Raw genomic sequence first — 12,251 nt, forward strand, 5'->3', positions numbered from 1 at the left:
CTCCTCTTGAATCGCTTATTTTCTCGTCATTACACTGGCTTTCGCTTTCGCTTCTTTCCGGCGCCGATGAAGAATCGGTTCTGTATAACCGCTTGGTTGATGGTAGCCTTCGAACACCAAGTCGCATGCTGCTTGGAAAGCAACAGAGTTTTCATAATCAAGCGCCATAGGAACGTATTCGGGGTCGCCTGTGTTTTGCTGATCCACCACTTTGGCCATGCGTTTCAACGTTTCAAGCACTTGCTCCTTCGTGCAGATTCCGTGATGAAGCCAATTCATCATATGCTGACTAGAGATGCGCAGTGTCGCACGGTCCTCCATTAGCGCAACGTTGTTGATATCAGGCACCTTCGAGCAGCCGATCCCCATTTCTACCCAACGGACGACGTATCCAAGAATGCCTTGCGCATTATTATCGAGCTCTTCCTGAATTTCTTGTGGACTCCAATTCGGCGCTTCAGCGACTGGAATCTGCAACATTTCATCTCGATAGTCGCTTTGCTCAGATGCAATCTCCTGCTGAACCGCGTTCACATTGATTTGGTGATAATGGATGGCGTGTAAAACCGCTGCGGTAGGTGAAGGCACCCAGGCTGTGTTGCCACCAGCCTGCAGCTGAGCACCTTTTTGTTTGAGCATATCTGCCATTTGATCAGGCATGGCCCACATCCCCTTGCCAATTTGCGCTTTGCCCTTCAATCCGGCAGCGAGGCCAACCGCTACATTTGCTTGCTCGTAGCCATTGAGCCAAGCGGAGGATTTCATCTCTTGCTTGCGAATCATTGGGCCAGCTTCCATAGAGGTGTGAATTTCGTCGCCAGTACGGTCAAGGAAGCCTGTATTGATGAAGACCACTCGTTCCTTTACCGCATGGATGCAATTTTTTAAGTTAAGTGACGTGCGGCGTTCTTCATCCATTACACCGATCTTAATGGTATGGCGGGTAAGTCCAATGATATCTTCAACACGGTTAAACAGTTCATTGGCTAATGCGACTTCTTCTGAACCGTGCATTTTTGGTTTCACAATATAAATCGATCCCTTTTGTGAGTTTCGATAAGCTCCATTGCCCAATAGGGAGTGCTTGCCGATTAAACTCGTAACGAGACAATCTAGGAAACCTTCTGGCACCTCTTGGCCGTCTTTATCAAGGACGGCATTCGTGGTCATCAAGTGGCCGACATTGCGGACGAACAGTAACGAACGACCTGATAAAGTGAGGGAGCTGCCGTCTGGGGAAATATACGCTCGGTCAGAATTCAATGTTCGCTTGATCGTCCGGTCCCCTTTAACGAAAGTTGACGTTAAGTCGCCTTTCATTAAGCCTAGCCAATTGGCATATACAAGCACCTTGTCTTCGGCATCAACTGCCGTCACCGAGTCCTCGCAATCCATAATTGTCGTAATGGCCGATTCTAGCACAATATCTTTTACATTTGCTGGGTCGGTTTGCCCAATAGGATGTGTAGCATCAATCTGAATCTCTAAATGAAGGCCATGGTGTACGAACAACAGAGCGGATGGTGCTGCCGTCTCGCCTTGATACCCGGTAAACTGTGTACCGTCCTTCAACCCTGTTGTTGTTCCGTCTTTTCGCTTTGCCGCTAAAGCACCGTCATCGATGCTATAGTGTACGACATCCTTATGGGAACCTTGCTTTAAAGGAATAGTATCGTCTAGAAATTGCTTTGCATATGCAATGACTTTTGCTCCTCTAGCTGGGTTGTACGCATTTCCTTTATCGGCACCAGCTTCTTCGCTAATCGCATCGGTTCCATACAAAGCATCATATAGACTCCCCCAGCGGGCATTCGCCGCATTAATGGCAAAGCGTGCGTTGTTTACAGGAACGACAAGCTGCGGTCCAGCTTGGAGGGCAATCTCGTCATCGACGTCTTCAGTTGTGATTTGAAAATCATCCACCATAGGCTCCAAGTAGCCAATCTCTTCCAAAAATGCTTTGTAATCTTGAAAGCGATACGATTGATTCGCTCTATGCCAGGCATGTATCTGGTCTTGAATACGGTCGCGCTTCGCCAATAAAGCTTTGTTAATCGGAACAAGGTCTTTGACGAGATTGGCAAAGCCAGACCAGAAATCGTTCTTCGTCACGCCGCTGTCTGGAATCACCTTTGTATTGATAAATTCATAAAGTTCCTGTGCAACCTGCAAATCTCCAGCTTTTACGTAATTTGTCATTCGAACATCTCCTTTATTAGGCTTGCTTCGCCGAAGCAACTTCCTTCATATTTTTTTTGACCTCTACACAACGCCCTGGGCTCGGGAACAACTTCCCGCCATTTAGCAGATTATCAGGGTTGAACACTTCACGGATTCGTGTCTGGGCAGCCAATTCCTCCTCGTTGAAAACAAAGCGCATTTCTTCCATTTTTTCGATTCCTACGCCATGCTCCCCAGTAATCGATCCTCCGACATCGGCACAAGCTTTCAAGCAAGCGCTGCCGGCTTCCAACGCTTTTTCTGTCTCGCCTGGAATTCTGGCATCAAACAGCACAAGGGGATGAAGATTGCCGTCCCCAGCGTGGAAAATGTTGGCGATCCGAAGTCCGAATTGCTCGCTAATTTGATTGATTCGCTCCAAAACCTCAGGTAACTTGCTCCGCGGAATCACACCGTCCTGAACTAAATAATCCGCTGAAATGGCTCCCATCGCTCCGAAACCAGTCTTGCGATTCGCCCACCATCTTGCCCGTTCTTGCTCATTTTCGGCAACTTTCACCTCGCGGACATGTCGCCGCTTGCAAATGTCGAGAATCTGATTAATTTGTTCATCGATCCCTGCCGAAATGCCATCCACTTCAATAAGTAGAAGGGCAGCAATGTCTCGGGGATGGCCAACCGGAAACGCAGCAGCTTCTACCCCTTCAATTGCGGTCTTATCCATCATTTCAAGCGCAGCGGGGACAATTCCGGCCGATACAATATCTGATACGGCATAGCTGCCGTCTGACACTTCGTCGAAGTAAGCAAGTACAGTCTGCTTGGCTTCAGGATTTTTCAAAATACGAACCGTGATTTTGGTGACGATTCCTAATGTTCCTTCAGAGCCTGTTAATAAGCCGAGCAAGTCATACCCGGGCACGTCTGCTATACCTTCACAGTTGATATCGATTATGTCGCCATTAGGAAGAACAACCTCAAGCCCGAGAATATGGTTAGTGGTGACGCCATACTTCAGACAATGGGCGCCGCCAGCGTTCTCGGCTACATTGCCGCCGATCGTACAACAGGACTGACTAGAGGGATCGGGCGCATAGTAATAGCCTTTATCAGCAATCATGTTCGTCAATTTCAAGTTGACATAGCCCGGCTCGACAACAGCACGACGATTTTCCAAATCCACGCTGATTAAACGCTTCATACGAACCATGCTAATAATGACTTCCCCATTGATCGGGATCGCGCCGCCGCTGAGACCAGTGCCAGCACCTCTGGCAAGGAAAGGGAGATCGTGTGATGCACAATAGTTGACGATCTTTGCGACCTCTTCGGTATTTTTCGGGAAGACGACTGCCTTGGGCAAATGCTTATGAATTGTAAAGCCATCACAATCATAAGCGATCAAGTCTTCCTTTAAATAAAGGATTGACTTCGGGCCGTCTACAAGCTTCGCAAGATTGAGAATATCGGGATCGTTTGTTTTGATCTTACGGGCCACAGCCTTCACCTCCTGAATGGGATTTTATTCATTCAACTGTTCATCGTCTCGCTTGTACGCCCAATTCAACAACTGCACCGTATGCACAATCTTTTGCCTTCGCCCATACTTTTGTACGCCAACTGCCATTTGCAGCATACAACCTGGGTTGCCCATTGAGATCATCTCCACGTCTTCCGGCACATTCTCCATTTTACTTTCCAAAACAGCGCCAGCCATCTCAGGATTGGTAATGTTGTAGATTCCGGCGCTGCCACAGCAACGATCAGCGTTTGGCATATGAACGATCTCGACCCCTGGAATAGCATGCAATAGTTCGCGCGGCTCTTGCCGGATTCCTTGGCCATGCGCCAAGTGGCAAGCATCATGGTAAGTCAAGCGTATTTTCATTTCTGACTTCGGCTTTTCATAGCCTGTGTCGTAAAGATACTTTGTTATGTCTTGTACTTTTGCAGAGAATGCTTTAGCTTTTTCGTGCCACTTGGGGTCGTCGCGGAACAATTCTGGGTAATCCTTCAGCATGCAGCCGCAGCCAGCAGCATTGACGATGACTGTCTGTGCGTTTTCAAACGCTTCGATGTTTTGCTTGGCTAATCTTCTGCCAGTCTCCCGATCGCCTGCATGCACATGCAAGGCGCCGCAGCATGTTTGCTGCTTCGGAATGGTGACATTATTTCCGTTCCGCGTCAGTACTTGAATCGTAGACTCGTTAATATCACTGAACATGACGTCCATGATACAGCCAGTTAAGAAGGCGACGGTATGTGTTTCTTCGCCCTTAGCCAGAATGATGTTTTCATTTTTGTATTTCTTACGGACAGGAACACCCATGCCGGGCATAATCGCTTCCAATTCAACAAGGTGCTTTGGCATAATGCGAATCAATCTTGTCGTGCGAACAAGCTTCTGCACGCCACTTTTCTGATATATTTTTAACAACCCGCCTAAAGATTGCATCCGCTTCGGATGAGGAAACAACCCTTCCAAGAAAAATTTGCTCACTAGCCCCTTAATACCTGTTAACGGCATCGCTTGGCGAATTTGTCCTCTTGCTTCTTCAATCAAGCCGCCTACATCCACATCAGCTGGACAAGCAGTCGTGCATGCCCGGCAATCTAAACATTGGTAGACCGGATCGATAAACGGTTCATTCACTTCAAGCTTGCCTTCGGCTACGGACTTGATTAGATGGACACGCCCGCGCGGCGAGTGTTGTTCTTGACCTGTTATCTCATAGGTAGGGCATGATTCTAGACACATCCCGCAGTGTACGCAATCAGCCCATTTATTCTCATCTGGCGCATCGTTCCATAAATAATTGCTCTTGCTGGTAGGAGAACAAGGCGGATCGACGTTCAACTCACTTTCTTTCAAACTCATAATTATATCCCCCCAATAAACCTTGTCTCATTTAGCACGCGTCTAGGATCGATACTGGCTTTGATGCCCTCGAATAGGAAAAAGTAATCTGGTTTGTCTCCCCACACATTGATGCTTTGCCGCAGAAAAAACGGAATATGCTTGACAATCACATAGCCATTAAGCTTCTTTGCAGTACCACGTAATGCTTGAATGGCAGCCTCCACGTCTTCGCTAGTACCTTGTAAGACGACGTGACATAGGCCATGGCCAAAACCGCCGTGCCCATAAACAACGAGGTTGTGACGTTGCTGTAACGCTACGCATTCGGCGAGCATTTGAAGCACGTCGATGTTCTTCACGCCGATTTTTAATCCAACTTTGATTGCTGCTTGCTCAGACGGCTCCCCCATTCCGTTAGGGCTTATGTTCATTAGCCCGTTCCAAAACGCTCTAGCCTCTTCAGAGCGAAAAATATGAACGTCTGCTGCTTCCTTAGGTACTGCCTGTTTCACGATATTCTCCTGGTAGATGACAGAGCTTTCTACATCCTCCAAACCGATTGCTAACGCCCATTGTTTGCGCCCAGTTAGCTGCTCCGCTAACGAAGGGCTAATGAATTCGAAAGCTGTAGGCTCCAGTGTAGAATCAAACTGCGTGACTACAAAAGAGCGCAGCTCATCCAACCGATTGTCCTGAAATGGAATGAAAACTAGGCTCTCACATTTAGGCAAAGGCATCAGCTTTAACGTAATTTCCGTAATCACCCCAATTGTGCCCATTGACCCAATAAATAGCTTATTCATATCATAGCCGGCAACATTTTTGACGACTTTCCCGCCAGTACGGATAACGGTTCCATCAGGATAAACCACTTTTAACCCGAGCACGATATCTCTTGCAGAACCGTAGCCCATGCGTTTTGGCCCGCTGTCGTTGGAAGCGATTACACCACCGACCGTAGATAAGTGCGGCATCGCCGGATCAAGCGATACTTGCTGCTGATGCTTTGCTAAATAGGCCTGAAGTTCATGAAAAGCTGTGCCCGCTTTTACAGTGACGACCATATCTCCTGGGGAGTGCTCTATGACACCAGTATATTTTGACAAAGACAAGAGCACATCATACGATTCCTTCAGGCCGCCGAACCCTCGCTTCGATCCGTTGCCTTGCACGGACACTGACTTGCCATGATCGTAGGCAAACTTGAGCAAGCCTACAACTTCCTTTTCTGATGTTGGATATACATGGACATGTCCACCATTGCCTAACCAACTGTCAGGAGAGCCTGGTTCCATCGCTAGCTCAGGAAAAGCAGATTTCAAATCAGACAACACTACTGCAACACCTCCCTAATGAACTCAAATTGAGGTATACTCCTCAGCTACTCATTCTCTTAAAACGCGGCTAAATGACATTTAGTAGCCTCCCTCGATCATCTTGTTCCATGCAGAGGGAAGAACGTTTCATTGAAACATCGATCGATCGCTCATTGGAGTGGTTGTCGTTATGATTTTTCACTTAACAAATGACAATTTTATGAAGATGGACTTTACTGATTGCCAACCTCATTGTTCGTTATATTGAACACGATTCAACAATTCGAACTTTCTTTATACTATTACATAGACTGCTGTTTCTGTCAATTGTCAAATGAATATCCGTTGTAGACCTGCATGCATCTTATCTATATACGCAAGAACAGCCTCAAGATTGTGAAGTTATATGCGAATTCCATTAGTGTAAAATGTTCGTTCTTATCTAATTATTAATAGCCTGAGAGTGAGCTTTTTTCCTCTCAATTTAGAGAAAGATTGATCTATGATTTTGTAAACTGCAAGCAGCGTTTTTACCATCAATAGTAAAACTAGAAATGATGGCACACTTCTGCACATTGCCTTCAGTTCACCACTTCCATTTAAATCCTTTTCATGCTAATATATGACATAATAAAAGGAAAGGAGGTAATATCGATGAAAAAACGAATCGCTTCTTTAAGTGTACTGGCATTACTTTTAAGTTTCTCTTTATCTGCACCGGCTTCAAGCAACACTACTCCACCAACATGTCCTCCACACAATCCAGGCTGTATGCTACCTTGGTAAGGCACACATATTTCTTAGGGGCCTTATTTTAGGCTCCTTTTTCAATCACTATCATTAAGCAAAAGCCGATTAAGTTCGCCAGTAAGACGATAGAGACAAACCAATCGTTATCGTGTTTTCTGCAAGAGAAGACGGCTTACTGCTACATTTTTTACGGTTGATAAGAACGCATATTCCCATAGAATGCAGCGGACGGTTCTACCTGGGGTCAATTCACCCTTTACCAACGAAGCCCCTTCTCGATTAAATCCCAATATGAGAACAGTCAAGTGATTTCACTCAACATATTGAAAGATTAAATAGGAAAGATTATATGTTATACTTCAGTAGATAATACTGCGAGTAGATCTCTCTATATAAATGTCCCACCTCTGCAATATCTATTAAGGTCAATCCTGGTTTTGAGCATATACAGTAGCCTCTTATTCAACACAAAGGAAGTGATTAGTTGATTATCCGAACAGCAAATAAATTAGATTTTCCAACTTTAAGAAAAATATACTTGGAATCCCGACGTGAAAGTTTTTATTGGGCCGATATAGATAAAATGAGTTTAGAAGATTTTGATAAGGACACTGTGGGGGAGCACATCATCATAGCAGAGGACCAACATCGCATCCTTGGTTTTGCATCATTAGACTTATCTCATAATTTTATACACAACCTTTTCGTTCACCCTGCTGCTTTCGGTAAAGGAGTAGGCGGTCACTTGATGAACGCATCGATTAAAAAGATGGATAAGCCATTAAGGTTAAAATGCGTATCTAAAAATCATAAAGCCTTAAATTTTTACGAGAATAACGGTTGGAAGAAAATCATTGAGGAAGGTGAATTAGAAAGTAGATACTGGGTAATGGAATATTCTTAAGACTTATTTCATAATATTTTAAATGGGGACACGCACTCAAAACTAGACCTCAAAGTGTATTTTGTCCCCAAAACAAAAAACCCTCAACACAAGATGTGTCAAGGGTTCCTCTCCTTAATAATTCTGCATGAACTGTTCCCGCTCCCACGGGTGGACTTGCGTGCGGAACATATCCCATTCAATTTCTTTCGCTTCTACAAAATGTTCTAGCGCGTGTTCGCCGAGTGCTTTGACGAGCACTTCATCTTTTAGGAGGCTGTCAATCGCTTCTTTTAATGTTGATGGCAAATCTTTGATGCCTTCATCCAGGCGTTCTTCTTTGCTCATGATATAAATGTTGCGGTCCGTTGCTTCAGGCGGGTTGATTTTCTTTTTAATGCCGTCAAGGCCTGAAGCGAGCATTACTGCCATCGCTAAATATGGGTTCGCCGATGGGTCCGGGCTTCTTACTTCAATCCGCGTTGATACCCCTCGTGACGATGGAATGCGGACAAGAGGCGAGCGGTTCCGCATCGACCACGCGATGTACACGGGCGCTTCGTAGCCTGGCACCAACCGTTTATAAGAATTGACAATTGGATTGGTAATCGCAGTAAAGCCTTCTGCATGCTTAAGGATGCCGCCTAAAAATTGCATCGCTGTTTTGCTAAGCTGGCTTTCTGTGTTTTTGTCGTAAAAAGCGTTGCCCTCTTGAGTAAATAGCGACATGTTCAAATGCATGCCTGACCCGTTAACGCCAAACAGCGGCTTTGGCATGAATGTCGCATGCAAACCGTGCTTACGGGCAATGGTTTTGACAACGAGCTTAAACGTTTGGATGTTGTCGCATGTAGAGACAGCGTCCGCATATTTAAAATCGATTTCGTGTTGGCCAGGGGCGACTTCGTGGTGGGATGCCTCAATTTCGAAGCCCATATCTTCCAACTCCAGCACGATATCGCGGCGACAGTTTTCACCTAGGTCTGTCGGCGCTAAGTCAAAATAGCCGCCGCGGTCGTTTAGTTCAAGTGTCGGCTCGCCTTTCTCGTCATTTTTAAAGAGGAAAAACTCTGGCTCTGGTCCAATGTTGAAATCAGTAAAGCCAAGTTCCTGTGCTTCCTTAAGGACACGTTTTAAAATGCCCCGTGGGTCCCCTTCAAACGGCTTTGGCTCCTCCCCTGGCTTTCCTGGTTGGTAAATGTCGCAAATCAAACGGGCGACTTTCCCTTTTTCCGGCGTCCATGGGAAAACAACCCATGTATCTAAATCAGGGTACAAATACATATCCGATTCTTCAATGCGGACAAACCCTTCAATTGATGAACCATCAAACATCATTTTGTTGTCAAGCGCTTTAGATAGCTGATCAACTGGAATTTCAACGTTCTTGATCGTTCCGAGCAGGTCGGTAAACTGGAGGCGGATAAAGCGGACATTGTTATCTTGAGCTTGGCGGACAATATCTTCTTTTGTAAACTTTGGCATGCGTGGTTTTTCTCCTCTCGTTTTTCATCTATGTAGAAAGGGGGATATCCCCTGTTCCCAAGCCATTCATCCACTCGTTCGTGAAAGGCTCGCCAAACAACGTAAGGCCCATTGCGAGTCTGCTTCGTTGTTTCCTTGCCTCTTTCGCGTCTATCTTTTTTAGTATCGTACTAAAGGCTTATTTTGAAGTCAAGCATTGCCTGGCGCCTTTACCCGATTTTGCGAAGTTACATCAGAATTTGCTCTCTTTATTACCTGATGGGCTCTGTTCGTCTTTTTCCCGATCTTTTTCAGTCATAAACGTTTTTTCACAAGCAGCACTGACCGCCAGCTTCACATGTTCATACGTGAGCCCACCTTGGATGTAGGCGGCATACGGGGGGCGCAGTGGGCCATCGGCCGATAGCTCAATGCTTGCACCTTGGACAAACGTGCCAGCCGCCATAATGACGTCATCGGCGTAGCCTGGCATATAGCTTGGTTGTGGCTTTACATGAGCGTTGACTGGCGATGCTTGTTGGATCGCTTGGCAAAATGCCACCATTTGTTCGCCCGTTTTGAAATGGACGGCTTGAATTAAATCAGTGCGCCGTTCTTGGGAGCTAGGTCTCGTTTCTAAACCGAGTTCTTCCAGCAAAGCAGCTGTGAAAACAGCGCCTTTTACACTTTGGGCGACAACATGGGGAGCAAGGAAAAAGCCTTGGTACATGTCTAAAAGTGTCCCTAACGTCGCTCCCCCTTCCGCCCCTATCCCTGGTGCCGCCAAGCGATAGGAAGCGAGCTCAATTGCTTGAGTTTGACCAACCAAGTAGCCACCTGTTTTTGCCAGCCCGCCACCTGGATTCTTGATGAGCGAACCGGCAATGATGTCAGCACCAACGTGGCACGGTTCTTTTGTTTCCACAAACTCACCATAGCAATTATCGACAAATACGAGCACTTCTTGTTTAATCGATTTGACAAATGCGATCACATCAGCAAGTTCATCGATATGGAACGAAGGTCGATCGCCGTACCCTTTAGACCGTTGAATGCCAATTACTTTTGTTTTTTCAGAGATCGCCTCTTTGATCGCCTGCTTGTCCATGCGCCCTTCTCTTAGTGGCACCATGTTGTAAGAAATGCCGTAATCACGAAGGGAGCCAGAGCCATGGCCGCGAATGCCGACGATTTCTTCCAGTGTGTCATAAGGTTTCCCCGATATATAAAGCAGTTCATCGCCTGGACGCAACAAGCCAAATAGAGCAATCGCAATTGCATGGGTGCCTGAGACGATTTGGTGCCTGACAAGAGCCGCTTCTCCCCCGAAGACATCAGCATAAATGGCTTCTAGCGTGTCTCTGCCCACATCATCGTAACCGTAACCGGTGGAAGGGCTGAAGTGAAAATCAGCAACTTGATGGCGCGCAAAACTATCCATTACCCGTTTTTGGTTGATTAAAGCAACCCGATCAATTTCTTGATGATGAGCCGCAATCCGTTTTTCAGCTCGGGTGATTTTTTCTTGTATTTCTTCGTTGAATAAAAACTCTGTCACGATTTGTTCTCTCCTACTCTGCTGTCTCCTTTCTAGCTTACCACGTGATAAGCTAGAAAGGAAACGGAAAACGAAGCACCGCAAAATAGACGCACGGGTAGTGTTACATAAAGCGTTTATGTTTAAACTGGAAATCTTCTTTTTTCAGCAGCTCCATCGCTGTTTTCCTATAATCGTTTTGTTTTAAAATCCGTACCGCTTGCTGGCGGATTGCCTCTTCGACCATATTGCGGATGTAGCGCCCATTGCTAAATGTCCTTTCCTGTTCAGACGCAACTTTGCGAATATGTTCGCGGCATTCTTGCAAAGCCTCTTCCGACAGCATGTAATCTCGTTCTTTTGCCATTCCGATTAACATTTCCATCAACTCGTCAACGTTATAATTAGGAAACGTAATTGAAATCGGAAACCTTGAAGGCAAGCCAGGGTTTAATGATAGAAAATAATCCATTTCTTTTGAATAGCCGGCAATGATAAGCACAAAGTCATTGGAATTATTTTCCATTCCTTTTACCAACGTATCAATTGCTTCCTTGCCGAAGTCTTTTTCCCCACCTCGTGACAACGAATAAGCTTCATCAATAAAGAGCACGCCCCCGCTTGCCTGCTTCAGCACTTCCCGCGTCTTTTGCGCCGTATGGCCAATGTATTCGCCAACTAAATCAGCACGTTCCATTTCCAGTAAGTGGCCCTTTGAGAGCACATTCATTTCGTGTAAAAAAGAAGCAACGATGCGAGCAACTGTCGTTTTCCCTGTCCCAGGATTGCCTTTAAAAATCATGTGAAGCACTTGCTTTGTCGCTTTAAGCCCGCGCTCTTTGCGGCGTTCATTCACATAAATCCATGCATAGAGCTCTTGGATTAACGCTTTAATCTCATCCAAGCCGATATAAGCTGACAGCTTCTGTTCAAACTTCGTCAGCACTTCATGCTTTTCTTTTTCTTCTGGAGAAACAAACCAGTCTGTGCTCGCTCGTTTTACAGGAACTTTATTTAATACCACATTGATTCTAGCACTGTTTTTCGTTTCAAGCGGATTGCTCACCGCATCTTCCCCCCTTCAGCAGCCTGCCTCAGGCGGCTCTTGCTTTGTTGCTACTATACGCAAAAAGGATAAAAAACGTGACAAATGCCCATCCACTGAAAAGACGTTCCCCTTTTACTATATGGAGCAATTGTTCGAGCAAGTACTTCGCTTTGCAAAGCAAATGACTTATTATCTGTTCGTGACGGAGCTGG

The 12,251-nt window shown here is 45.8% G+C and carries 9 protein-coding genes; 2 read left to right on the plus strand and 7 right to left on the minus strand.

The genetic code is table 11. The features are described 5' to 3' along the window. Positions 1-15: 15 nt before the first annotated feature. Genes V5G21_RS20435 through V5G21_RS20450 form a run of 4 tightly spaced genes read right to left on the minus strand, consistent with a single transcriptional unit; the run spans position 16 to position 6,375 of the window. A complete protein-coding gene (locus tag V5G21_RS20435) occupies positions 16-2,199 on the minus strand; it encodes a malate synthase G (protein WP_011247017.1) in 2,184 nt (727 codons plus the stop codon). A 16-nt stretch (positions 2,200-2,215) separates the two neighbouring features. Next, positions 2,216-3,679, minus strand: coding sequence for an FAD-binding oxidoreductase (locus V5G21_RS20440; protein WP_011247018.1), 1,464 nt, complete (start codon positions 3,677-3,679; stop codon positions 2,216-2,218). A 24-nt stretch (positions 3,680-3,703) separates the two neighbouring features. Beyond that, the gene (locus tag V5G21_RS20445) at positions 3,704-5,059 is read right to left on the minus strand and encodes a (Fe-S)-binding protein (RefSeq protein WP_041823851.1); all 1,356 of its coding nucleotides are present in this window, start codon (positions 5,057-5,059) and stop codon (positions 3,704-3,706) included. A gap of 2 nt (positions 5,060-5,061) precedes the next feature. After that, complete coding sequence (locus V5G21_RS20450) at positions 5,062-6,375, minus strand: FAD-binding oxidoreductase (RefSeq protein ID WP_244153280.1); 1,314 nt, start codon at positions 6,373-6,375, stop codon at positions 5,062-5,064. A 636-nt stretch (positions 6,376-7,011) separates the two neighbouring features. Between V5G21_RS20450 and V5G21_RS20455 the strand changes: the two genes are divergently transcribed. Both V5G21_RS20455 and V5G21_RS20460 read left to right on the plus strand, forming a co-directional pair. Further along, positions 7,012-7,143 (plus strand): hypothetical protein, encoded by a 132-nt coding sequence (locus tag V5G21_RS20455; protein ID WP_257006820.1) that lies wholly within the window; start codon positions 7,012-7,014, stop codon positions 7,141-7,143. Positions 7,144-7,591: 448 nt separating this feature from the next. Next, positions 7,592-8,011, plus strand: a complete 420-nt coding sequence (locus V5G21_RS20460) for a GNAT family N-acetyltransferase (RefSeq protein ID WP_011247021.1) — start codon at positions 7,592-7,594, stop codon at positions 8,009-8,011. Positions 8,012-8,125: 114 nt separating this feature from the next. On the opposite strand, the gene glnA is transcribed toward V5G21_RS20460, so the two are convergent. The 3 genes from glnA to spoVK all read right to left on the minus strand — a co-directional run bounded on the left by glnA (position 8,126) and on the right by spoVK (position 12,057). Beyond that, entirely contained in the window at positions 8,126-9,475 is a 1,350-nt protein-coding gene (gene glnA, locus V5G21_RS20465; RefSeq protein WP_011247022.1) for a type I glutamate--ammonia ligase, read from the minus strand. Between the two features lie 232 nt (positions 9,476-9,707). Continuing rightward, on the minus strand, positions 9,708-11,015 hold the full coding sequence (locus tag V5G21_RS20470; RefSeq protein ID WP_050749047.1) for an aminotransferase class I/II-fold pyridoxal phosphate-dependent enzyme: 1,308 nt from the start codon (positions 11,013-11,015) through the stop codon (positions 9,708-9,710). A gap of 100 nt (positions 11,016-11,115) precedes the next feature. Next, a complete protein-coding gene (spoVK, locus tag V5G21_RS20475; RefSeq protein ID WP_011247024.1) occupies positions 11,116-12,057 on the minus strand; it encodes a stage V sporulation protein K in 942 nt (313 codons plus the stop codon). Between the last annotated feature and the right edge of the window lie 194 nt (positions 12,058-12,251).

The sequence above is a fragment of the Shouchella rhizosphaerae genome, from assembly GCF_036700015.1.
GTDB lineage: Bacteria > Bacillota > Bacilli > Bacillales > Bacillaceae_D > Shouchella > Shouchella rhizosphaerae.

Coding starts and splice junctions, on each gene's coding strand:
- V5G21_RS20435 (WP_011247017.1), bottom strand. CDS start 2,199: ATGACAAATTACGTAAAAGCTGGAGATTTGCAGGTTGCACAGGAACTT.
- V5G21_RS20445 (WP_041823851.1), bottom strand. CDS start 5,059: ATGAGTTTGAAAGAAAGTGAGTTGAACGTCGATCCGCCTTGTTCTCCT.
- V5G21_RS20455 (WP_257006820.1), top strand. CDS start 7,012: ATGAAAAAACGAATCGCTTCTTTAAGTGTACTGGCATTACTTTTAAGT.
- glnA (WP_011247022.1), bottom strand. CDS start 9,475: ATGCCAAAGTTTACAAAAGAAGATATTGTCCGCCAAGCTCAAGATAAC.